Source organism: Bacillus sp. EKM202B, from assembly GCF_011066025.1.
GTDB lineage: Bacteria > Bacillota > Bacilli > Bacillales > Bacillaceae_G > Bacillus_A > Bacillus_A toyonensis.
This window is the reverse complement of record NZ_JAAMNK010000001.1, coordinates 537,372-559,818: the sequence shown is the minus strand read 5'-3', so window position 1 is coordinate 559,818 and position 22,447 is coordinate 537,372. Positions and strand designations below refer to the sequence as shown.

At 36.5% G+C, this 22,447-nt stretch carries 32 protein-coding genes; 20 read left to right on the top strand and 12 right to left on the bottom strand.

Annotation, left to right across the window (positions count from 1 at the left end):
• Position 1 precedes the first annotated feature (1 nt).
• The 3 genes from G9F74_RS02985 to G9F74_RS02975 all read right to left on the bottom strand — a co-directional run bounded on the left by G9F74_RS02985 (position 2) and on the right by G9F74_RS02975 (position 2,062).
• The gene (locus tag G9F74_RS02985) at positions 2-334 is read right to left on the bottom strand and encodes a DMT family transporter (RefSeq protein ID WP_016109086.1); all 333 of its coding nucleotides are present in this window, start codon (positions 332-334) and stop codon (positions 2-4) included.
• Between the two features lie 71 nt (positions 335-405).
• Positions 406-987, bottom strand: a complete 582-nt coding sequence (locus G9F74_RS02980) for a TetR/AcrR family transcriptional regulator (protein WP_002005730.1) — start codon at positions 985-987, stop codon at positions 406-408.
• Positions 988-1,084: 97 nt separating this feature from the next.
• Positions 1,085-2,062, bottom strand: coding sequence for a LacI family DNA-binding transcriptional regulator (locus G9F74_RS02975; protein ID WP_001273954.1), 978 nt, complete (start codon positions 2,060-2,062; stop codon positions 1,085-1,087).
• A gap of 314 nt (positions 2,063-2,376) precedes the next feature.
• Between G9F74_RS02975 and G9F74_RS02970 the strand changes: the two genes are divergently transcribed.
• Positions 2,377-2,913, top strand: a complete 537-nt coding sequence (locus G9F74_RS02970) for a hypothetical protein (RefSeq protein ID WP_002048959.1) — start codon at positions 2,377-2,379, stop codon at positions 2,911-2,913.
• A 35-nt stretch (positions 2,914-2,948) separates the two neighbouring features.
• On the opposite strand, the gene G9F74_RS02965 is transcribed toward G9F74_RS02970, so the two are convergent.
• Entirely contained in the window at positions 2,949-3,332 is a 384-nt protein-coding gene (locus G9F74_RS02965) for a rhodanese-like domain-containing protein (protein ID WP_000108653.1), read from the bottom strand.
• 170 nt (positions 3,333-3,502) lie between these two features.
• On the opposite strand from G9F74_RS02965, the gene G9F74_RS02960 reads away from it, so the two are divergent.
• Positions 3,503-4,339, top strand: a complete 837-nt coding sequence (locus tag G9F74_RS02960) for a lipoate--protein ligase family protein (protein WP_000514088.1) — start codon at positions 3,503-3,505, stop codon at positions 4,337-4,339.
• Positions 4,340-4,367: 28 nt separating this feature from the next.
• Here the strand turns inward: G9F74_RS02960 and G9F74_RS02955 are convergent, their stop codons facing one another.
• From G9F74_RS02955 to G9F74_RS02945, 3 genes are all read right to left on the bottom strand, one after another.
• On the bottom strand, positions 4,368-5,210 hold the full coding sequence (locus G9F74_RS02955; protein ID WP_000111890.1) for a hypothetical protein: 843 nt from the start codon (positions 5,208-5,210) through the stop codon (positions 4,368-4,370).
• A 200-nt stretch (positions 5,211-5,410) separates the two neighbouring features.
• Positions 5,411-6,082 (bottom strand): DUF1129 family protein, encoded by a 672-nt coding sequence (locus G9F74_RS02950; protein WP_000993577.1) that lies wholly within the window; start codon positions 6,080-6,082, stop codon positions 5,411-5,413.
• Between the two features lie 5 nt (positions 6,083-6,087).
• The gene (locus G9F74_RS02945) at positions 6,088-6,405 is read right to left on the bottom strand and encodes a PadR family transcriptional regulator (RefSeq protein WP_000556090.1); all 318 of its coding nucleotides are present in this window, start codon (positions 6,403-6,405) and stop codon (positions 6,088-6,090) included.
• Between the two features lie 156 nt (positions 6,406-6,561).
• Here G9F74_RS02945 and splB point away from each other — a divergent pair, with 156 nt between their 5' ends.
• From splB to G9F74_RS02930, 3 genes are all read left to right on the top strand, one after another.
• A complete protein-coding gene (splB, locus tag G9F74_RS02940; RefSeq protein WP_000802126.1) occupies positions 6,562-7,587 on the top strand; it encodes a spore photoproduct lyase in 1,026 nt (341 codons plus the stop codon).
• 144 nt (positions 7,588-7,731) lie between these two features.
• Positions 7,732-8,160 (top strand): transcriptional regulator MntR, encoded by a 429-nt coding sequence (gene mntR / locus G9F74_RS02935; protein WP_001143071.1) that lies wholly within the window; start codon positions 7,732-7,734, stop codon positions 8,158-8,160.
• A 53-nt stretch (positions 8,161-8,213) separates the two neighbouring features.
• A complete protein-coding gene (locus G9F74_RS02930; protein WP_000643926.1) occupies positions 8,214-8,876 on the top strand; it encodes an HAD family hydrolase in 663 nt (220 codons plus the stop codon).
• On the opposite strand, the gene G9F74_RS02925 is transcribed toward G9F74_RS02930, so the two are convergent.
• Both G9F74_RS02925 and G9F74_RS02920 read right to left on the bottom strand, forming a co-directional pair.
• Positions 8,873-9,274 carry an SA1362 family protein gene (locus G9F74_RS02925; protein WP_001014465.1) on the bottom strand — a complete coding sequence of 134 codons (402 nt, stop codon included), beginning with the start codon at positions 9,272-9,274 and terminating at the stop codon, positions 8,873-8,875. The two genes, G9F74_RS02930 and G9F74_RS02925, sit on opposite strands and share 4 nt — an antisense overlap.
• A 79-nt stretch (positions 9,275-9,353) precedes the next feature.
• On the bottom strand, positions 9,354-10,274 hold the full coding sequence (locus G9F74_RS02920; protein WP_000797102.1) for a DUF1385 domain-containing protein: 921 nt from the start codon (positions 10,272-10,274) through the stop codon (positions 9,354-9,356).
• Positions 10,275-10,518: 244 nt separating this feature from the next.
• On the opposite strand from G9F74_RS02920, the gene G9F74_RS02915 reads away from it, so the two are divergent.
• The 4 genes from G9F74_RS02915 to efp are packed head-to-tail and all read left to right on the top strand — an operon-like array spanning position 10,519 to position 13,145.
• Positions 10,519-11,007, top strand: a complete 489-nt coding sequence (locus G9F74_RS02915) for a YqhR family membrane protein (protein ID WP_000076902.1) — start codon at positions 10,519-10,521, stop codon at positions 11,005-11,007.
• A gap of 52 nt (positions 11,008-11,059) precedes the next feature.
• Positions 11,060-11,500, top strand: coding sequence for a type II 3-dehydroquinate dehydratase (aroQ, locus tag G9F74_RS02910; protein WP_000735144.1), 441 nt, complete (start codon positions 11,060-11,062; stop codon positions 11,498-11,500).
• A gap of 4 nt (positions 11,501-11,504) precedes the next feature.
• The gene (gene pepQ, locus G9F74_RS02905; protein ID WP_000411034.1) at positions 11,505-12,566 is read left to right on the top strand and encodes a Xaa-Pro dipeptidase; all 1,062 of its coding nucleotides are present in this window, start codon (positions 11,505-11,507) and stop codon (positions 12,564-12,566) included.
• Positions 12,567-12,587: 21 nt separating this feature from the next.
• Positions 12,588-13,145 (top strand): elongation factor P, encoded by a 558-nt coding sequence (gene efp / locus G9F74_RS02900; protein ID WP_000626519.1) that lies wholly within the window; start codon positions 12,588-12,590, stop codon positions 13,143-13,145.
• Between the two features lie 34 nt (positions 13,146-13,179).
• Here efp and G9F74_RS02895 read toward each other — a convergent pair whose 3' ends face one another.
• Positions 13,180-13,500 carry a hypothetical protein gene (locus G9F74_RS02895; RefSeq protein ID WP_000866179.1) on the bottom strand — a complete coding sequence of 107 codons (321 nt, stop codon included), beginning with the start codon at positions 13,498-13,500 and terminating at the stop codon, positions 13,180-13,182.
• Positions 13,481-14,059: a GNAT family N-acetyltransferase gene (locus G9F74_RS02890; protein ID WP_001164998.1), complete on the bottom strand. Its 579-nt coding sequence runs from the start codon at positions 14,057-14,059 to the stop codon at positions 13,481-13,483. Before G9F74_RS02890 ends, G9F74_RS02895 begins: the two co-directional genes overlap by 20 nt.
• Positions 14,060-14,250: 191 nt before the next feature.
• On the opposite strand from G9F74_RS02890, the gene G9F74_RS02885 reads away from it, so the two are divergent.
• From G9F74_RS02885 to G9F74_RS02845, 9 genes are read left to right on the top strand one after another with little or no spacing between them, the layout of a single operon-like run.
• On the top strand, positions 14,251-14,532 hold the full coding sequence (locus G9F74_RS02885) for a YqhV family protein (RefSeq protein WP_000816054.1): 282 nt from the start codon (positions 14,251-14,253) through the stop codon (positions 14,530-14,532).
• Between the two features lie 27 nt (positions 14,533-14,559).
• Entirely contained in the window at positions 14,560-15,486 is a 927-nt protein-coding gene (spoIIIAA, locus tag G9F74_RS02880; RefSeq protein WP_016109085.1) for a stage III sporulation protein AA, read from the top strand.
• Complete coding sequence (spoIIIAB, locus tag G9F74_RS02875) at positions 15,480-15,995, top strand: stage III sporulation protein SpoIIIAB (protein ID WP_015000953.1); 516 nt, start codon at positions 15,480-15,482, stop codon at positions 15,993-15,995. Before spoIIIAA ends, spoIIIAB begins: the two co-directional genes overlap by 7 nt.
• A 14-nt stretch (positions 15,996-16,009) precedes the next feature.
• Positions 16,010-16,213: a stage III sporulation protein AC gene (gene spoIIIAC, locus G9F74_RS02870; protein WP_000020914.1), complete on the top strand. Its 204-nt coding sequence runs from the start codon at positions 16,010-16,012 to the stop codon at positions 16,211-16,213.
• 23 nt (positions 16,214-16,236) lie between these two features.
• The gene (spoIIIAD, locus tag G9F74_RS02865; RefSeq protein WP_077393170.1) at positions 16,237-16,620 is read left to right on the top strand and encodes a stage III sporulation protein AD; all 384 of its coding nucleotides are present in this window, start codon (positions 16,237-16,239) and stop codon (positions 16,618-16,620) included.
• Positions 16,621-16,630: 10 nt separating this feature from the next.
• Entirely contained in the window at positions 16,631-17,803 is a 1,173-nt protein-coding gene (gene spoIIIAE, locus G9F74_RS02860) for a stage III sporulation protein AE (RefSeq protein WP_000944633.1), read from the top strand.
• Between the two features lie 12 nt (positions 17,804-17,815).
• Positions 17,816-18,448, top strand: a complete 633-nt coding sequence (spoIIIAF, locus tag G9F74_RS02855; RefSeq protein ID WP_001161043.1) for a stage III sporulation protein AF — start codon at positions 17,816-17,818, stop codon at positions 18,446-18,448.
• Entirely contained in the window at positions 18,438-19,100 is a 663-nt protein-coding gene (spoIIIAG, locus tag G9F74_RS02850; protein ID WP_000368888.1) for a stage III sporulation protein AG, read from the top strand. Before spoIIIAF ends, spoIIIAG begins: the two co-directional genes overlap by 11 nt.
• 15 nt (positions 19,101-19,115) lie before the next feature.
• Positions 19,116-19,790 carry a SpoIIIAH-like family protein gene (locus G9F74_RS02845; RefSeq protein ID WP_000914721.1) on the top strand — a complete coding sequence of 225 codons (675 nt, stop codon included), beginning with the start codon at positions 19,116-19,118 and terminating at the stop codon, positions 19,788-19,790.
• A 125-nt stretch (positions 19,791-19,915) separates the two neighbouring features.
• Here the strand turns inward: G9F74_RS02845 and G9F74_RS02840 are convergent, their stop codons facing one another.
• Positions 19,916-20,110 (bottom strand): hypothetical protein, encoded by a 195-nt coding sequence (locus G9F74_RS02840; protein ID WP_000638007.1) that lies wholly within the window; start codon positions 20,108-20,110, stop codon positions 19,916-19,918.
• 470 nt (positions 20,111-20,580) lie between these two features.
• Between G9F74_RS02840 and accB the strand changes: the two genes are divergently transcribed.
• Together accB and accC are read left to right on the top strand one after the other, a co-directional pair.
• On the top strand, positions 20,581-21,069 hold the full coding sequence (gene accB, locus G9F74_RS02835) for an acetyl-CoA carboxylase biotin carboxyl carrier protein (protein ID WP_000472855.1): 489 nt from the start codon (positions 20,581-20,583) through the stop codon (positions 21,067-21,069).
• A gap of 16 nt (positions 21,070-21,085) precedes the next feature.
• Positions 21,086-22,438, top strand: a complete 1,353-nt coding sequence (accC, locus tag G9F74_RS02830) for an acetyl-CoA carboxylase biotin carboxylase subunit (RefSeq protein WP_000592880.1) — start codon at positions 21,086-21,088, stop codon at positions 22,436-22,438.
• Positions 22,439-22,447: the final 9 nt, after the last annotated feature.

Sequence of the window (22,447 nt, the reverse complement as noted above, 5' to 3'; positions counted from 1 at the left end):
TTTATGCGGCCTCCTTCGTTTCTTTTTCTTCTGTTACTCGTTTTAAACCAATTACTCCGAAGAAGATTAAACCGATTAATAAAATTTTTACGATAGAGAACGGTTCTCCGAAGATGAAAATTTCTGTAAGAACGATTCCGCCCGCTCCGATTCCTGTGAAGACTGCGTATACAGTGCCGACAGGTAAATCTTTATAAGCTCTAAATAATAAGACGAAACTAATTGTAATTAATAGCGCAACACCAGCCCACTCAAGTGGTGCCTCCGCTTTTTTTAGTCCAATCACCCAAAAGATTTCAATAATACCAGCGATGATTACATAAATCCATGCCATATGTCATTTCTCCTTCCTACCAGTCGTTAGGTAAAGGGCTTAAAAACGACGCATTGCAAAGGAGCAATCCGTCAGTTTGAAAGTCCGCGCCAAAATACTTTCCAAGAAGCGTCTAAACGTGTCTCAAAACGATTTAAACCTGCGTATAGTAGTTCAACCATAAGACCGTCGAGTAAGCATAGAAAAGCCTCTAAGGCGTCTTTTACTTCAATGTTATGCAGCTCATCTTGTTCGCTTGCTCTTTTAAATACCGGGAATAAAAGTTTTCCGACGTTTTCAATGTGTACATTTGCTTTATTAATAATTTGTTCGCGAAATGCATCAGGCGGAAAATAAGAAGTTCGTAACCAAAACATTGATTCTTCACTTTCACCAAATCGTTTTGCGTAGCCTTTTAATAATTTTAATAGCAATTCTTCAGTGGACGAATTGGAAAAGCTTTCGATATCGCCTGTGAAGCTCTGCAAATCTTTTTGAAGAGCAGATTCTAAGCATATGAAATATAGCTCTTCTTTTCCTTTAAAGTGTGCGTAAATCGATGGTTTTTTAATCCCAACTTCTTGGGCAATATTTGCCAATGAAGTTCCTTCATAGCCGTAGCGTGCGAAATGAGAAAGTGCTACAGCTTTAATGCGATTTGCTGTCATTTTCATCCCCTACCTACCGTTCGTTAGGTTTATTATATGAGATAAAAAACACAAAGTCAATAGGTGAAAAGCTGAAAAAGAGTGCTATAGTTAACGCTCCTTTTCAGACTGTTTTTCGCTCAATTAAATGAAATGGAAGTTCTTCTGAGTTCCCGGTTATTTGTTCGTCCTGCATCTGTTTATGGAATAAGGTAAAAGCACGTGATCCCATCGTAAGACCAGGGTGTTCAATAGTCGAAATTTCTAACGCCTTTGAAATTTCATGGTTATCGAATCCTAAAATAGCGAGATCTTCAGGGACGCGAACACCGTGTTTCTTTGCCTCTGTTAATAAACCGGCAGCTACTTGGTCATTCGCTGTGAAAATAGCAGTTGGACGATTTTTCATATGTAAAATACGGTGGAGTATTTGTGCTCCGTCCTGCATTGTATAGCATTGATGAAAAATCCATTCAGGATGTAACGTTTGACCTTCGTTATGAAGTGTATCAGCAAACGCTTTTTCACGTTCCATAGAATTTACACTCGTTTTTCTTGCTAAACAAATTCCAATTTTTTCATGGCCTTTACTTAGTAAATATGCAGTACCGAGCCGGAATCCTTCATAATGATCTACGTAGACAGATGAAATGAGGGGGTGGTTCATTTTTTCACATGAAATAATAGGGGCGAATTTTGCGAAAGGTTCGATTTGTTCCCATGAACTCGTTCGAGAACAAATAATCATCCCGTCAAATTGTTTCATTTTCATCATTTCAAGAACACGAATTTCTTCAATACTATCGTAATTTGTTTGGCATAAATTAATGTGATATCCAGCTGCTAACGCTTCGTTTCCGATTCCTTCAATAATGGTACTGAAGTAAGGGACATTAATGAAAGGGAGCATAACCCCGATTGTATATGTTTTCCCCTTTATTAAATGAATAGCATTTATATTTTTTGCGTAGTTTAATTCTTCAACCGCCTCTAGAACTCGTTTCCGTTTGTCTTCTTTTACGTAAGGGTGATTATTTAAGACACGGGAAACGGTTGATATAGATACACCAGCAGTTTTAGCGATTTGTTTTATATTGGCCATATGCATCACCTCTTTACTTATTATAAAGGGAAAATAAGTAGAATGAAAAAATCTTGACCTGAAAAGCTTTTCACAATCTATGTTATAAATAGGACTTCTGTTATTCGCGTAACCATTTCGTTTGGGCGTAAGAATAGCGAAGTCTTTCTGTTTGTTTGAAAGCAGTTTTGTCAAAATGTGTGAGAATAACGAGGAAAGTTTTCAAAGGTGGAGTGTGGCATTCAAGCGAATATGAACAACATATAAACGCTTTGTTCGTTAAGAGGGCGGTATGAAAGGGCGGAAACAAATTGAAAAAAGGAATCATTTGTTTCGTGTTTTCTAGTGTATTACTTAGCTCATGTTCATTTCAGCAAACGATGCAAGAAGAAAAAACATTTGTGGGAACAACAGGTGGGGCTACAGATCGCGTTACGGATCCGATTCCGTTAAAAGAACTTCCAAAATATTTTCCGGCGAAATTTAAAGTTCCTACCTTTTTACCGTATGACATTACGAGTGATGTGTTGGGTGAAGTAAGAACGATTGAAAAGAAGAATGCTGTCTTAACGATTAAATATAAACAACAGGAGCAAGGTAGACATGAGTATATTGAGCTAACTGTTGCAAATTTCCCTTACAGTTTTCCGGATTTTGTAGAAGAAAAGCGATTTCAAGAACAAATGAAATTGAATAATGGAGCGTCTGCTTATTTTAAAAATAAAGATGACTTCGAGAGAGGAGAGGAATTTGCTACGCTTCTATGGAAAGAAAAGGGGATTGAATATCAGTTATTATATCGTAATGTAGAAGAGAACGATGCAGATGTAATAAAAAAGAATCTATATTACATTGCAAACAATATGAAATAAAAAACTAACTGCAGCATGCAGCTAGTTTTTGTATGTTATTTCTTTTTAATTTTACCTGTCCAAGATTTAAATCCACCTTGTAATTGGTAGAAATCTTTGTAACCTTGTTTTTTTAAGTATTGAGCTGCACGGCCTGTACGGAATCCGCTTTGGCAGTATAAGTAAACAGGTTGATCTTGGCGAAGTTCTTTATGACGAAGGCGAATTTGTGATAACGGAATGTTACGTGCACCTAAAATGTGCCCTGCGTTATATTCGTCTGCTTCGCGAATATCGATAAGCTGTGCTTTACGGTAGCCAGCGCGAAATTCTTCTTCTGTAAGAGTTTTAATTAATTTTTTCTGATAGAAATACATCCATACAGTGTAACCGATGAACGCTACGATTACGGCTAATAAAATAATCCAAGTTGTTGACACGGTTCTATCGCTCCCTTTTTTCTTATCCTACTTTCAATATTATAATGCCCATATGTATTTATGCAACAGATTCATTTGTATATAAGGAGAAATTTCGTATTCTTTCACAAATTTTGTCGAATTTGGTAGACTAGAGAATGTGAAAAATAATTGGTTATATGAGGTGTAGGATGGGAAAAGAAAAATGGTGTTATATTAACTCTGGTCAATGTTCACCAGCGTTTAATATGGCGTTAGACGAATGTTTATTAAATTGGCAAAGTGAAAAGAAGATGCAACCAACAATTCGTTTTTATGAATGGGAAGTACCAACATTAACAGTCGGGTATTTCCAGCGTGTTGAAAAAGATATAAATATGGATGTAGTTAACGAAAAGAAATATGGGTTCGTTCGTCGTCAAACAGGCGGCAGGGGTGTACTACATGACAAAGAATTAACGTACAGTGTTATTGTGTCTGAAGATCATCCAAATATGCCAAAAACAGTTACGGAAGCATACCGCATTATTTCGCAAGGCTTATTGGACGGTTTTAAGGCATTAGGATTAGAAGCGTATTATGCAGTTCCGAAAACAGAGGCGGATCGTGAGAATTTAAAAAATCCGCGTTCAGGAGTATGTTTTGATGCGCCATCTTGGTATGAAATTGTAGTTGAAGGAAGAAAAATCGCAGGTAGTGCTCAAACACGTCAAAAAGGTGTTATTTTACAGCACGGATCGATTCCGTTAGAAATAGATTTAGACGAACTATACGACCTATTTTTATTCCCAAATGAACGTGTGAAAGAACGTATGAAAAGTATGTTTTCTTCTAAAGCGGTAGCAATTAATAAATTGACAGACCGTACATTTACGATCGAACAGTTAATTAAAGCGTTCGAGGTTGGGTTTGAAAAAGGATTGGATATAGAGCTTGTGCCATATGAATTAACAGAAGAACAGTTACATGAAGTTCAAACGTTAGCAAAAGAAAAGTATGAAAGTAAGGAATGGAATTATAAAAAATAAGAGATGGCAATTGCCATCTCTTATTTTTTTATAGTAAATTAAGTACTTTTTCTACTTTGATTCCTTTATCTTGTAAAGAACGAAGGCGATTTACAACGTCCATAATTTCTTTGTCAAATGTAACGCTAATACCTTGGCTTTGTAGTTCTTCTTTTAAGCCTTCAATAGAATCATCTATGTCGATGCCAAGCTCGTAATCTTGACAAACTTCAATTGTCTTTTTCACGAGTTTCACATAATTTTCTTGTAGTTTTGAATTTGTTTCAGTCAAAGCAGGTTGTTTCGGTTTTGCTGGAGCAACCGGTACTGTCTCTTGCTTTGTAACTGAAGTCGGGACTACTTTTTTCACAGGTGCTGGAGTAGTTAGTTCTACAGCTGCTTCTACGCTTACTGGCTTCGGCGTCGGTACCGGAGTAGGCTTAGGGGCCATAGCAGGTGTTTCTACACGCGTAATAGGTTTAGGAGCAGGTGTAACTGCTTTTGGAGCTTCTACAACTACTTCTTTTTTCGGTGTGGCTTCTACCGGTGTTTCTTCTTGACCAGCAGCCTCTTTATTTTCTTTACTCCACATAACGCGTTCTATTTCTAGAGAAACATTGTTTTTGTTCATCGCTGATAATGTAACTTTACCAACTTCAGCGTTTCCAGTGAAATCAACAATTTTATAAATAACACTCTTGTTCCAATCCACGTTTCCGCTCAAAAATAATTCTTCGTTACATTTCGGCGTTAAGCCCTCGATTTTAATTTCTGCGTTTACACCGTTTTCACTGTATACCATAATTAGCGAAGCATTTACATCTTCGTCTGCTAACATTAGTTCACGTACCATTTTGCCGGTGCGTACTTGCGTTTTCTTCTTAACTGACATCTAATTTCTCCTCTCAAAAATTCAGTAATAATAAAAAAATCGTATAACGAAAAATAATTGCTCACGAAGATTTATGATACCGATAATAAAAGCATCACGTCAACAATTAACTTTAATTATTTTGCATTTTTCTTATTTTCTTTATGAAATTTTTCAATTTGTAAAATTAGACAGAAGAAAAACAGCCTTTTGAAAGGCTGTTAAAAATTTGATTTTTTGTATAGTAATTTATATAAAATGAAAAATAAGATAGCAATTAAGGCGTTTTGCCAAAAGGTTAGGTGGTAAATGAGATAAGGTTGTTTTTTAAAATAGACATTTAAAAATACAGCTGAACAAAATGGAGTAGCAAATGCAAATCCAAATAGAATCCTTCTTTTCCAATTCATCTTTTGATCAAAGGAATAGCGCTTTAATAAATATAAAATGAAAAGTATGCCTAGTATAATAAGTGAAACGAACAAAGTGGTTCCAGGGATGCTAAAAGCTGGGCTTAATTGTTCGATATTTTTCCTGAAGATTAAAATGAAAGTCGAAACAAGTGCATCCATTCCAAACTGTATAGCAAGAAGTAAGCTAATAACAAAACCGATTAAAGAAGTTTTTTCTAACTTTGTTTGAGCTGGTAAAGCCGATATGAGTTCATCACAATAAGATTGTAAGTCATTGCCGAAAATATCATAAGCATTTTTATTTTCTCTTTGTGCTTCGATGAGATGATCTAATATTTCTAATAATAGTTCTTCTACTTGTTGTTCAGGTACGTTAGATAACCGAAGATATACTAGCATATCGCCATAAGAAGCTTCGTTTTCAAATGTTAGAAGTTCGCGTTTTTTGTTGTTCAATTCAATCATGTCTTGCGCATTCATCCCTATCACTCTCCCTGTAATAAGTTGTTCACCGTTGTCGAAACCATTCCCCAGCTTTGTTTAAATTCTTCAAGCTGTTCTATTCCTTTATCGGTTACATGATAATATTTTCGCTTTGGACCGAGTGAGGAAGCTTTTAATGTTCCTTCAATTAGCCTCTCTTTTTGCATACGTAACAATAACGGATATATGCTTCCTTCGCTGACAAATGTAAAGCCGTATTTATTTAATTTTGTACTCAGCTCATATCCATACACTTCTTCTTGCGAAATGATGTATAGGATGCAACCTTCGAGTACACCTTTTAACATTTGGCTATGCATGATTTCCCCACCTTTTATTCAGGTAACTTGCCTTGCAAGGTAGCTGTTATCCAAATTATAACATTCAGTAACTTGCAACGCAAGTTACTGAAGTGGAAAACTTTAATGCGTTTTAATTTTTCCGTGTTCTCCATACTAACGAGAGGAGGGAAGTATATGAAACCGTTTATGCCAAAACTTGTTTACTTTGAACCGAAGGCACTCGAATATCCACTTGGAAAAGAGCTGTATGAGAAGTTTACGAAGATGGGATTAGAAATTCGTGAAACGACATCCCATAATCAAATTAGAAATTTGCCAGGTGAAAATGATTTGCAAAAGTATCGCAATGCAAAGGCAACGCTTGTCGTTGGGGTGAGGAAGACATTAAAGTTTGATACGTCAAAGCCGTCAGCTGAATATGCAATTCCGCTTGCAACAGGGTGTATGGGACATTGCCATTATTGTTATTTGCAAACGACGCTTGGTAGTAAACCTTACGTTCGTGTATATGTGAATCTAGATGAAATATTTGAGAAGGCACAGCAATATATGGATGAAAGGGCACCAGAAATAACAAGATTTGAAGCGGCGTGTACATCAGATATCGTTGGAATTGATCATTTAACGCATGCTTTAAAGCGAACGATCGAATTTATGGGAGAAAGTGAGCATGGGCGTTTACGTTTCGTTACGAAATATTCGCACGTTGATCATTTATTAGATGCAAAGCATAATGGGAAAACGCGTTTTCGATTTAGCATTAATTCACGTTATGTGATTAAAAATTTTGAACCGGGGACATCGCCGTTCGAAGAGAGAATTGAGGCTGCTCGTAAAGTGGCAGGGGCTAATTATCCACTTGGCTTTATAGTTGCGCCACTTTATATGCATGAAGGATGGGAAGAGGGGTATCGTGAATTGTTTGAGAGATTATACAATGCCTTGAAAGATATGGTGATACCAAATTTAACGTTTGAATTAATTCAGCATCGCTTTACGAAGCCGGCAAAAAAGGTCATTCAAGCGCGTTATCCGAATACGAAACTTGAAATGGACGAAGAGAAGCGGAAATATAAATGGGGACGATACGGTATTGGGAAATACGTCTATAAAAAAGATGATGCAGAAGTATTGGAGGAAACGATTCGAGGATATATTCGTCACTTTTTTCCTGACGCAGAAATTCAATATTTCACATGAAAGGAACTTGTATTTGAATGCGGGTTCTTTTCTCTTTTGCAGATTTAGGCTCGTTTCTACCTTGTCACGTTATTCTTTCTGGTGTATCATTTTATTGATTGCTTCGTTCGGAATAAGCAAAATGAAATTGGATGGAGGAAACCGATGCCTACCCCTAGTATGGAAGATTATATTGAACAAATTTATTTGTTGATTGATGAAAAGGGTTATGCCCGCGTATCTGATATTGCTGAAGCGCTTAGTGTACATCCATCCTCTGTAACAAAAATGGTGCAAAAATTAGACAAAGATGAATATCTAATTTATGAAAAATATAGAGGGCTTGTATTAACATCAAAAGGTAAAAAAATCGGAGAACGTCTCGTATATCGTCATGACTTGCTAGAGCAGTTTATGCGTATTATTGGTTTGGATGAAAGCAAGATTTACAATGATGTTGAAGGGATTGAACATCATTTAAGTTGGGAAGCAATTGACCGTATCGGTGATTTAGTACAATATTTTGAACAAGATGAGGTTCGAGTAGAAACACTTCGTGGTGTTCAAAAAGCAAATGAAGAGAAAAGTAATTAAGGGGAACGGATGGCGTTTCCTTTTTTATTTCAATCGAAAAGGACGGGAGAATTATGAAAGCAATTATTTTTGATTTTGATGGATTAATTGTGGACACAGAAACAATATGGTTTCACTCTTTCAGAGATGCTGTTCGTGAGTACGGCGGAGAGTTACCTTTAGAGGAATTTGCGAAATGTATTGGAACGACAGATAATGTACTTTATGCATATTTAAAGGAACAATTAAAAGAAAAGTTTAACGAGCGTGCACTAAAAGAAAAGGTGACGACTTTACATAAAGAGAAAATGAAAATACCAGAAGCGCGTGATGGGGTAAAAGAATATTTAGAAGAAGCGAAAGAAATGGGATTGAAAATCGCATTAGCTTCTAGTTCATCTAGAGAATGGGTTGTTCGTTTTTTAGAAGATCTACAGATTCGAGATTATTTTGAAGTAATTAAAACGAGAGAAGATGTTGAAAAGGTAAAACCAGATCCAGCACTTTATCGAATTGCAATAGAGGAATTAGGAATTGAACCATCAGAAGCTGTTGTATTTGAAGACTCATTAAATGGATTGAAAGCAGCGGTTGCGGCAGGATTAAAATGCGTCGTTGTTCCAAATGATGTGACAAGAAATTTACCATTTGAAAATCATCACCTTCGAATTGAAAGTATGATAGATAAAACTTTGAAAGAAGTGCTTGAAAGTATAAAGAAAGACCGTATTTCCTAAAAGGAAGCACGGTCTTTCTTTTTGTTCTTTTTACCTTCAATGACAGTTAAATGAGATTGTTTTCTTTTTCGTTTCAACGATGGAGAATTACCCTTTTTGCCCTTGTCATCAGAAGTATTTCGTTTCAAGAATGAATTGCTTAGGGGTGCTACATTTTGTTTCCCATGTTTGCGGTTCGATTGTTTTGCAGCGCGCTTATATGAGCTTTGCGAATTTGCAGAACCACTGGAATTAGTAAACATCTTGTATAGCAAGTAAAAGATACCGACAACAAGTAACATATACCCGATATTTCTTAATACACCCATTGGATTTGTAATTACAGATGAAACAAGGCCGAATATTGCTAATCCGATTATAAGCACAAATATAGCGAAAGTAAACGAACGACCGTTCATAAGGAACACCTCCTAAAAACATATATTAAAATTAGTATATTAACGATGAGGAGAGGAGTTGAACACCATTTTTAAATAATTATTGTTTGTTTTCTAAACGTAATAATTCTTCAAACGATGCAATAGCTACTTCCACTTGATCATCTGTTGGTTCTTTCGTTGTTAATAGTTGCAGCCATAATCCGGGATATCCAAGTATGCGTAATACAGGAATGTCTCGCAATCGATTCGTAAATTGTAGTACTTCAAACGAAATGCCGAGAACGACTGGAATTAATAAAATTCGGTTTATTACTCGTGCCCAAAGTGGATCTGTAGGAACGAGGAAATAAACAAACATTCCAATAATGACTGTAAATATAATAAAGCTACTACCACATCTATAATGGAGGCGGGTTTGCTTTTGGACGTTTTCTACAGTCATAGGAAGATTATTCTCATAAGCATTAATTACTTTATGCTCTGCACCGTGATACTGAAATACCCGTTTAATAAGTGGGGTTAAAGAAATAAAGTATATATAGCTCAATAGTAGCATGAGCTTAATGACACTTTCGACAATGATTTGCCCTGTATGAGATGGGAAAATCGGTCTCGTTAATTCAGCTAATAGTGCAGGAACTGCTGTGAAAATGACTTTACCGAATATGAAAGATAAAACGCCAACTGCTGCAACTCCTAATACCATCGTTAATTTTGATTGTTCTTCTTTTTTATTTGCAATTTGTTCATCATCTTCTGGGTGGACATCAAATCGTTCTGAAGCGAAGTTTAAATGCTTTGCTCCATTCGCACTTGCGTCCACAATGGCGGCAATACCTCGTAAAAATGGAATTTTTTTTAGGATAGATAATGCTTTATTACGAACGCGTGGTAATCGATAAAATTCAATCGATTTATCTTTACGACGAACCGCTGTAACAGTATATTCTCTACCGCCAAACATAACTCCTTCTATGACTGCTTGCCCGCCATATATTTGTTTTGACTCTTCTGCCATGTTAACACCAACCTGTATTTGTTTCTCTCTTATGTAGAAAAAGAGGCAATTGTCATACTGGGTTCTGTCGTTTTGAAATAAGACAATCACCGAGTTTCCTTTATTTTATCGACAAATACAAGTATATGACAAGAGAAAATGTTACGAGAGTCGGACATTTCTTATTCTTTTTATAGACAAATTTCGCAGTATTTAAACATGCTTCAAAATAGTTTCGGGCATACTATTGAGCGGAGGTGTTGATGTGAGTCAAGAACAATTAGGAACAAGGAATTATGTGCAAATCGGTTTGTTTGGTGGAATTTTTTGGGGAGGAATATGGTATTTCCTTCATATATTTTCATTCACGGAAGCGGGACCTAATTATTTACTGTTACCATTTGCGTTTGGGAGTTGGAAAGAAGGGATATGGGGCAATCTGTCAGGAATTGTTTGCATGGGACTTCTTTCAATCTTGATTTCCTTTTTGTATAAAGCGTTTTTGGCGAAATTTGAAGGAATCATTCCAGGGATTATTTATGGGCTATTTTGGTGGGCGTTACTGTTTTTCGGAATGGGTTTAATGGCACCTGTTATTAAAAGTGCGTTCAATTTGCCGAAAGAGACGATTGTGACGACAATATGTATTTTTATATTGTATGGTGTGTTTATTGCATACTCTGTTTCTTACGCAGTAAATAGTAATAAAGCGGAGCAAGAAGGAGAAGAGAAGACGAACTATTCAAATAAGTAACTCCTATGTTAAAATGTTGTATAGATATTTAATATTAAGGAGTTTTAAGAATATGAAAAAGTTACTCCTCGTAAACGGTCCTAACTTAAATCGCCTCGGTGTTCGTGAGGTAAATGTATATGGAAAGGGCACGTTAGCGACACTTGAAGCAGATATGAAGCAAGAAGCAAAAACAATGGGAGTGGAGTTAGAATGTTTCCAATCGAATCATGAAGGTGCGATTATCGATCGTCTTCATGAGGCTGAAGATATATATGAAGGGATCATTTTAAATCCTGGAGCATTTACGCATTATAGCTATGCAATTCGAGATGCAATTGCGAGCATTTCGATTCCTGTTATTGAAGTACATATCTCTAACATTCACCAGCGTGAATCGTTCCGTCACGAATCTGTGACGGCGGCTGTTTGTGCAGGACAAATTGTTGGATTTGGTTTTTATGGCTATAAGTTAGCGTTATTTGCATTAATGGAGAAATTAAGGGAGGCATAAAGTCATGGAGAAAATCGAAAGATTAAGAAGCGCATTTGCTGAGGCTGGTATCGACGGTATTTTATTAACAAATGAACATAGTCGTAGATACATGGCTAACTTCACTGGAACAGCTGGAGTTGTACTTATTTCAAAAGAGCGTGCTCAATTTATTACGGATTTTCGTTATGTAGAGCAGGCTAGTAAACAAGCTGTTGGATATGAAATCGTGCAGCATGCAGGATTAATTATTGATGAAGTTGCAAAGCAAGTGAAAGAACTTGGAATTCAAAAGCTTGGCTTTGAGCAGGATACTCTTACATATAGCTCTTACGTAACGCATAATGAGGCGATCGAAGCTGAATTTATCCCGACTTCTGGGCTTGTAGAAAAGTTACGCTTGATAAAGACTGATTCAGAGATTAAGATATTAAAGGAAGCTGCACAGATTGCAGATGCTGCCTTTGAGCATATTCTATCATTCATTCGCCCGGGAGTATCTGAAATTGAAGTGTCAAATGAACTTGAATTTTTCATGAGAAAACAAGGAGCAACATCTTCTTCGTTTGATATTATCGTTGCTTCAGGTCTTCGTTCGGCATTACCGCACGGCGTGGCATCTGAAAAAGTGATAGAAACAGGAGATTTCGTTACATTAGACTTCGGCGCTTATTACAAAGGGTATTGTTCTGATATTACTCGTACAATTGCAGTCGGTGAACCATCTGATAAATTAAAAGAAATTTATAATGTCGTTTTAGAAGCACAATTACGTGGTGTAAACGGTATTAAAGCTGGTTTAACAGGCCGCGAGGCAGATGCATTAACGCGTGATTACATAACGGAAAAAGGATATGGTGAATACTTTGGACACTCTACTGGTCATGGAATCGGCCTTGAAATCCATGAAGCGCCAGGTTTAGCGTTCCGTTCTGATACAGTACTTGAACCAGGTATGGCTGTAACAGTAGAACCAGGTATTTATATTCCAGGTATTGGCGGCGTACGTATTGAAGATGATATCATTGTAACGAGTGAAGGTAATGAAGTAATTACGAAATCACCAAAAGAACTTATTATTTTGTAATACACAGGAGGATTTTTTTACATGATTTCAGTAAACGATTTTCGTACAGGTTTAACAATTTCAGTGGACAATGCCCTTTGGCAAGTACTTGATTTCCAACACGTAAAGCCAGGTAAAGGTGCTGCATTCGTTCGTTCTAAACTACGTAACCTTCGCACAGGTTCTGTTCAAGAGAAAACATTCCGTGCAGGTGAAAAAGTAGAAAAAGCACACATCGAAAACCGTCGTATGCAATACTTATACGCGAGCGGTGAGGCTCATGTATTTATGGATAACGGAACTTATGAGCAAATCGAACTTGGTGAAAACCAAATCGAGCGCGAATTAAAATTCCTAAAAGAAAACATGGAAGTATCTATTATGACATACCAAGGTGAAGTACTTGGTGTTGAACTTCCGAACACAGTTGAATTAAAAGTTACAGAAACAGAGCCTGGTATTAAAGGTGACACAGCTTCTAACGTAACAAAACCAGCTACATTAGAAACTGGTCTTGTTGTACAAGTACCAATCTTCATTAACGAAGGCGAAATGCTTATCATCAACACTGGTGAAGGTAAATACGTTTCTCGTGCATAGTAAAAAAGCACTCGTGATTATCACGAGTGCTTTTTTATAGAAAATAGGGCATATAGTAAATTGCGGTGACAACAAAACTAACTAAAACAAGTGAAAGAGTACCCGCTATATATGGTGTGAAAATGAATTGAAATGGTTTTATTTCACCAGTCTCAACACCAGTTAATGTTTTACTTATTGCGTGATCTGTAATGTTATTTCTATGGTTACTCATAATAATTAACCACATAATTGCAAATATTGCTAGACTGCCAAGGAAAAAGGTCTCTATAAATGACCAACCGACCAATAATGAAAAAAGATAAATAAGAGCTAATTCTACTACAATTGTTAAACTAATTTTCAAAACCTTCATATTTTCCCCCCTCATTTTGTACGTCCAGCCAATTTAAAAATTTCTTACGCGATACGACATGCAGTACGCAAGGTGATTTTACTTCTTTCTCCAGTGCAGCATGTTCGCCTGGAAACTTGTTTTTCACATGCAATGAAATGTAAGGTAGTTTTTCTTGTGCTTTTAACGAGCGAATGTTAGTCGTTTTAGCACCAGTGAATACGTATGTAAGTTGTAAGTCTAAAAAAGCGATTTTAAAGATTTCTTTTTTAGCTGCCTCATTATACCCTTTACCCCAATATGGATAGCCAAGCCAACTACCAATGTGAGATTGTTTCTTCCCATAATTAATATGTTTAAGTGTGGTGAGGCCAAGTATTTCATTCTCTTCATTTACAATCATTCTCGATAAAGACTTCTTTTGGCGCTCTTCTTCTATTGCAAAAAGAAGAAATGCTTTCGTGTCTTCGACTTTTTCTACCTGTATTCCTAATGCATTTTTTACGTGTGGTTCACTTGATAGCTCAAAAAGCACATTTGCATAGCGTAAATCAAGTGGTAATAAAGTAACGTGCTGCATCGTCTATACCCCTTTTAAATTAAATATACCATAATATACCATTAAAAAACACGAATATTCAGATTTAAATAAAGGTGTTAGAGAAAAATTATGTTTTTACTTCTGAAATAGACAACCTCTGCATATGGTTGTACAAATATATTCTTTTTTGGAATGTAGAATTCGTAACCGTTACGGGAGAAGGTGGGAGAATGAAACAGTGGCTAGCGGCAATGGAAACATCCGTGCTCGTAATGGGGTTACTTCGGTTGTTTTCGGGTAGCGCGGAAATATTCGCCGCTTTGCTTATGCTTTACGTGAATGATGCGAAGAAAGCATTGTTTATAAATGGTATGTTGGCGTTTGTTGGACCGACCGTATTAATTTTAACAATGACAATAGGCATAGCGAGTGTAGCGAGCGAAATTTCTTTCTTGAAACTCTTTTTTCTGGCACTTGGAATTGGCTGCATTTTTATCGCATTGTTGAAATAGTAAGTCGAGTATAGTGGGGAGAAGCCTATGAAAGAAGTATTAGAGGTTTTACCAAAAATGATGAAACAGTTAGTTGAAAGTTGTAAGCAATACAATACTTTAGAGGAAATTCGTATTCGAATTGGAAGACCGCTAGAGTGTATTGCGCATGGAGAGGTGTTTTTTTATGACTATATCGCTACAGCAGAAGATGCAAGTTACTTATTGAATAAGTTAAGTCAATTCTCAATTTATACGATGGAAGAGGAATTGAAACGTGGGTATGTGACACTTCGAGGAGGACATAGAATTGGCCTAGCAGGAAAAGTCATTACAGAGAAAAGTACAGTGAAAATGATTCGTGATGTCTCTTCATTTAATATTCGTATTGCTCGTCAAAAAATAGGAATAGCTGAGCCGCTTTTGCCGTATTTATATGAATCAAGATGGTTAAACACGATGGTAATTGGCCCGCCGCAAACGGGGAAAACGACACTTTTAAGAGATGTAGCACGTTGCATGAGTCAAGGGGTTGGTACGTCGAAAATTCCTTCTTGCAAAGTGGGGATTGTTGATGAGCGGTCAGAAATTGCTGGATGTGTGAAAGGAATCCCTCAGTATGAATTTGGTACACGAGTAGATGTGTTAGACGCATGTCCAAAGGCTGAAGGAATGATGATGATGATTCGTTCTATGAGTCCAGATGTTTTGATCGTAGATGAGATTGGACGTAAAGAAGATAGTGAAGCAATTATGGAGGCGGTGCATGCAGGGGTCCAGCTTTTTATAAGTGCACACGGGTTTTCTTATGATGATGTTGTGAAACGTCCATCGCTACAGGCAGTGCTGGAGCTTGGTATATTTGATAGGTTTGTGGAGTTATCAAAAGCAAGAGGCCCAGGAACAGTTATGCAAGTGAAAGATAGATATGGAAAACCAGTACTACCGAATCGAAAGGCTGGGGGCGTATGGTGAAAATAATTGGTGCAGTGTTAATCGTTGCGGTCAGCACTTTTTTCGGGTTTTCATACGCAAAAAGATATAGTGAGAGGCCGCGGCAACTTAGACTATTAAAATCGGCACTCCAATCATTAGAGGCAGAAATTATGTATGGACACACACCTTTATCTGAAGCCGCCGAACGATTAGTTAAACAAATGCCCAAGCCATTAAATTGGATATTTCAAAGTTTCGCCAAAAAACTAGAAAACGGGGAACAAACAGTAAGGGAAGCTTGGATAGAAAGTTTGAAAGAGAATTGGAAGTTAACAGCATTTCAACAAACCGAGTATGAAATCTTGCAGCAATTTGGTGAAACACTTGGACAACATGATCGTGAATCACAACAAAAACATATTCGATTATGTATTACACATTTAGAGAGAGAGGAAGAAGAAGCGAAAGCGTTACAACTGCAATATGAAAAAATGATTAAGAGCTTAGGGGTACTAGCGGGGCTACTTATCGTAATTTTACTGCTATAGGAGGGAGAAAGGCGATGTCCATTGATGTTGGATTAATATTTCAAATCGCCGGAATCGGCATTGTTTTAGCTTTCATTCATACCGTATTAAAAGAATTAAAACGAGAGGATATTGCAAATTGGGTTATCCTTGTCGGTTTTGTCGTCATTCTATTCCATGTTGCATTTTTAATTAATACGTTGTTCGACAAGATTAAAAGTGTCTTTCTCTTCCAGTAAAGGAGGCGGTTCGAATCGAAATTATACAAATTGTCGGATTAGGCCTCGTTGCTACGTTTTTAGCAGCTGTTTTGAATCAGCATAAATCTAGCATTACATCGTTATTTATTGTTTTTGTAGGTAGCGTAATGTTTCTTATTTTAATCGATCAAATTCACTCTATTTTACAAATGATTGAGAGAGTAGCGAGTGAAGCGAAAGTTAGCAACGTCTATGTAGAAACGTTACTGAAAATTATTGGGATTGCTTATATCGCTGAGTTTGGAGCGCAAATTACAAAAGATGCTGGGCAAGGTGCAATCGCTTCGAAAATTGAACTAGCTGGTAAAATCTTAATTCTCGTTATGGCAATTCCTATTTTGACAGTCGTAATTGAAACTATTCTCGGATTTTTACCGACGGGATAAGGGGGAGTGAATGTTGAGGAAGTTTGGAGCTAAGCTGCTATTTGCTTGCTTCCTTTTCTTTTCTTTACCGGTTGTTGTACAAGCTTCTCCTGTAGAAACAAACGTCGTTGATCAACAATTGGATAAGCTCGGAATTGAAGATGTGAAGCAATTTTGGGACGGGCTTGTTACAAAATATGGAGGTTATTTACCAGAGAGTCAAAAAGGAAGCTTTATGGAGTTTGTAAAGGGAGAAAAAGAATTCTCTATAAAAGAATGGATGCTAGGTTTATTAAAATATTTGTTTCACGAGCTTGCTGCAAATGGAAAGCTACTTGGAACACTCATTATGCTCACAATTTTTAGTGCATTGTTGCAATCACTGCAATCTGCCTTTTCAAAGAGTAGTGTAAGTAAAATTGCCGATGCAGTTGTATATATGGTGCTTATTATTTTTGCTTTAAATAGTTTTTATGTGGTTATGACATATGCAAGAGAAACGATACAAACAATGGTAGATTTCATATTAGCGCTATTACCAATCTTGCTTGCACTCATAGCAACTGGAGGCGGTGTTGTATCTGTATCGTTTTTTCATCCGATTATCATTTTCTTAATGAATACGAGTGGGCTTCTTATGAATTACATCGTTCTACCACTTTTATTACTTGCAACGATATTAAGTATTGTAAGTACGATGAGTGATCAATATAAAGTTACGAAATTGTCCAAGCTTCTGCAAAACGTTAGCGTTGGGATTATCGGGATCTTTTTAACGATTTTTTTAGGAGTATTATCTGTACAAGGAACAGCGACAGCGGTTGCTGATGGGATAGCTGTGAAAACTGCTAAATTTGTAACAGGGAACTTTATTCCTGTAGTTGGAAGGATGTTTACAGAGGCAGCGGATACTGTTATTAGTGCGTCGGGGTTATTAAAAAATACAGTCGGAATTATAGGGCTCGTTATTTTATGTTTAATTGTCGCTTTTCCAGCGATTCAAATTTTTTGTATCGCGTTTATTTATAAATTCGCAGCAGCAGTATTGCAACCAGTTGGCGGAGGAGCAATTATTCAATGTTTAGATATCATTGGACGAAGCATCATTTACGTGTTTGCTTGCTTAGCTATCGTATCATTTATGTTCTTTTTAAGTATCACAATTATTATTGCTGCGGGGAACATTACGCTTATGATGCGATAGGAGGTGAAGAGTATGCAATTTGTTACAGAGTGGATTAGAAATATTATCGTTTTTTTACTCTTAGCGACAATGCTTCATCTTATTCTTCCAAACTCGAATTTGCAAAAATACGTTAAATTCGTCGTAAGTCTACTATTAGTTGTATTAATTTTAACACCTCTTTTTAAACTGTTGCAAACAGATGTAAATGAAGTAATCGCAAATTTTAATGAAGAAAAGTATGTAGCAGAGGGATCTGTAAAAAATTCAATAGATTCGAAGAAAAAAGAAATACAAGCTCTAACACGTGCATATAGTTTAGAAGAGATGGCTACCAAAATGAAAAAAGAAGTAGGAAAAGAGTTTGAGAAAAAGTATGGTATGACAGTCTCTGAAATACAAATAGTCGCAACGGAAAGGGTAGAAGAAGTAAAGTCAGCCAAAGATATTCAATCTGTTGTTGTGACGTTGAAAGAAAAAGAACGCAGTAAAAATGACGCAATTGAAACAGTAAAGCCAATTGAAATTAATACGAATGAACCTCCAAAAAAGGTAGAAGAAACGAATGTAGAAATGAAAGATTTCTTTTCAAGCAGGTGGCAACTAGAGAATAAACAAATCCAAGTTCAAACGGAAGGGAGGACAGGTAGAGTAAATGGACAATAAAGATAAAAATTCGAAGTTCTCATTTTTTCGAAACTTATTGAATGGGGATCAAAAAGAAAGCAACGAGAAGGGGAAAAAGGTAACACCTAAGTTTTTACTTGTCCTACTCATACTTGGAATTTTGCTTATGTTTTCTAGTAGTCTCTTTTCAAGTAAAAAAGAAGAAGTACCTGTATTTAAAGAACAAAAAACTCAAAACCAAGAAAAAGACGTACCAACTTTCGGACAAAAAAGTAATGATAGTATGTCAAATGTAGAAAAATATGAAAAAGCGTATGAACAAGAATTAAAAGCTGCTTTAGAAGAAATAGCAGGAGTAAAAGACGTAACGATTAAGGTGAATTTAGATTCATCTGAAGAAAAAATTTTAGAAAAAAATACAGTGAAACGCTCACAAACAACAGGTGAAACAGATAAAACAGGCGGTAAGAGGGAAGTAGAGGACGAGTCTCTTGATGAAAAGACTGTCATTATACGTGAAGGTGATAAAGAAACTCCCGTTGTTTTACGGACAGAGAAACCGAAAGTACGAGGTGTTCTCGTCGTAGCAAAAGGAGTGGATAATATACAAGTTAAAGCAATGGTAAAAGAAGCTGTGATAAGGCTGCTAGATGTACCAGCCCATCGTGTTTCAGTTTCACCGAAAAATTGATAGGGAGGAAATAAAGTGTTAAAAAAACAAACGGTTTGGTTATTAACAATGTTAAGTTTAGTTGTTGTACTATCTGTGTATTACGTAACAACTCCTGACAAAATGAATACAGCATCGCCGGCAACAGGTGAAAAGATTGGACAAGAAAAACAAGGTACTGACAAAGCAGTAACAAACGAAACGCCAAATAAAGAAACAACAAAAGAAACTCCAAGCAAGGAAACACCAAATAAAGAGACAACAAATAAAGAGACAACAAATAAAGAGACAGATAAAAAAGAAAATGCTAAAAAAGAAACAAGTAAAAAAGAGGGGAATGTATCAGTTCAATCGAGTGATGAGAATTTCACAGCTTTACGTATGCAAATGGAAGATAAGCGTAGTGCTGAAAGAGAAAAATTACAAAATGTAATAAAGTCTTCTAACGCTACTGCTGAAGAAAGAAGTAAGGCGAAAGATGGTATGGATGCAATCGCTACAATGGAAACAAAAGAAGGTTTACTTGAAACAGTTATTAAAGCTCAAGGAGGATATAAAGATGCCCTTGTAAGAGCTGATGGAACTGACATTAGAGTAACAGTGAAGGCAGCGAAACATTCACAAAAAGAAGCGAACAAAATTATACAGCTTGTAAGAAGTGAAGGCGGTTCTAAAGATGTAGGTGTGAAATTTGATCCATCAGCAAAATAAGTAGAATTTTAATCCGTGGGGGATTTCCCCCACGGATTATTAATTTTTACTAATCGCATTGTTTGTAAATAAGAACATAGAGTACTTCAAAATAATTAGATAAAAATAATAATAGAAAAAAGCTATCACTTTCGATAGTTTTTTTCTATTTCGTCTTTGTATGTGTTTTTACTATGTTCAACTCGGAATGGAGAAATACGTTGTGAATAAAAAATTAGCGGTTCATGGTGATGATGATTACTTTTTCCAGATTTGACGTGGATGAAGAGAACGAATGCCCAAACCATTACGGCAGGTAAGAAGAGCATGAGCCATATCATATGTCCACACCTCGATACAATATATTTTCTACACTTTGAACATACTATTCTTATATGAAGGAATGATGAACGGCGTGTAAACAAAAAAATAATATTTGGTAAAAATATGTTATGAACCGTAGATGTGGTGAAGAGTGGAGCGGCAATTAGATGTTTACTGTGTAGCATTTTGAAAAGGTAAGGAATGTTTTTTAGGAAGTGGTCTTGCCAATTTCGTGTGAAACTTGGTATTATTACTAGGTAATAAATTTTTTATTGGAATAATATTTTTACAGGAGTTTCGATTTATTATAAAGAAATATAAATTGGAATGTTTAAAAAATTTATCGTAAGATGGAAATAGTAAATATTTCTATTAGTAAATAAAATAAATTTTCTAATAGAATACATCGTATTTTTACAGTCAATCTAGTGTTAGTGATGAGAATCTGTAAAAACGGGACAAACAAGAGTATGGGAGTGGATTTTACATGTTTAAAATTCAAGAAGTTCGTGAATTAATTAAATTAATTGATAGCTCTAATATTGATGAATTTGAATACAAAAAAGACGGTACAACAATCAAAATGAAAAAGCGTGGTAATGAAGTTGTTGCGATGCAAGCACCTGTAGCGAAACAAGCTATGCAACCAGTAGCATCTGTTGAAGTTGAAACAGCAGTAGCGGCAGCGCAAGTAGAAGCACCAAAACAAGAAGAGAAGAAAGCTGTTCAAGATGAAAACCTACATAAGATTACCTCACCAATGGTAGGTACATTCTATTCTTCATCTTCACCTGATACACCTCCATATGTAAGTGTTGGAGACAGGGTATCGAAAGATTCTATCGTATGTATTGTCGAGGCTATGAAGTTATTTAACGAAATTGACGCTGATGTAGAGGGCGAAATTGTTGAGGTTCTTGTTAATAACGGACAGCTTGTTGAGTATGGACAACCGCTATTTCTTGTGAAAGCGTAATAAGGGAGTCTTTGTGATGATAAAAAAAGTATTAATAGCCAATCGTGGGGAAATTGCTGTACGAATTATTCGTGCTTGTAAAGAAATGGATATTGAAACAGTTGCGATTTATTCAGAAGCAGATAAAGAGTCACTTCACGTACAAATTGCAGATGAGGCGTATTGTGTAGGACCAACAGTTTCAAAAGAAAGTTATTTAAATTTGACGAACATTATTAGCGTTGCGAAGTTAACGGGCTGCGATGCTATCCATCCGGGATACGGATTTTTAGCAGAGAATGCAGATTTCGCAGAGTTATGCCGTGAATGTAACTTAATTTTTATCGGTCCAAGTCCAGAAGCTATTTCAAAGATGGGCACAAAAGACGTTGCTCGTGATACAATGGAAAAAGCAGGGGTTCCGATTGTACCAGGTTCACAAGGGATTATAAAAAATACCGAGGAAGCGATCGAGCTTGCAAATCAAATTGGATATCCAGTTATTATTAAAGCGACTGCAGGTGGCGGCGGAAAAGGTATTCGTGTTGCACGTCATGAAGAAGAGCTTGTAAAAGGAATTCAAATTACACAGCAAGAAGCTAGTACCGCTTTTGGGAACCCTGGTGTATACTTAGAAAAGTACGTTGAAGATTTCCGCCATGTTGAGATTCAAATAATGGCAGATACACACGGAAATGCCATTCATTTAGGAGAGCGTGATTGTACAATTCAGCGCCGTTTGCAGAAACTATTAGAAGAAAGTCCATCACCTGCACTTGATGAAAATGTTCGCAAGCAGATGGGTGAAGCGGCAGTTAAAGCGGCGGTAGCGGTTGATTATACAGGTGCTGGTACGGTTGAGTTTATTTATGAATATAAAACGAAAAGCTTTTATTTCATGGAGATGAATACGAGAATTCAAGTTGAGCATCCGGTTACTGAAATGGTGACAGGAATGGACTTAATTAAAGAGCAAATTCTTGTTGCTTCTGGAGAAAAGTTATCGTTACAGCAAGAAGAAGTACAATTTAATGGTTGGGCAATTGAATGCCGAATTAATGCGGAAAACCCTGCCAAAAAATTTATGCCATCTCCAGGTAAAGTAGAAATGTACTTACCACCAGGCGGATTTGGTATTCGCGTCGATTCAGCTGTATATCCGGGATATTCAATCCCACCTTTCTATGATTCGATGGTTGCTAAATTAATTGTTCACGGAAAAACACGTGAAGAGGCAATTGCAAAAATGAAGCGTGCACTCAGTGAGTTTGTCATTGAAGGCGTACATACAACAATCCCGTTCCATTTGCAATTGTTAGATCATCCTGATTTTGTAAAAGGTGAGTTTAATACGAAGTTTTTGGAAGAGCATGAACTTGTGACGCAGTGATACATTAAA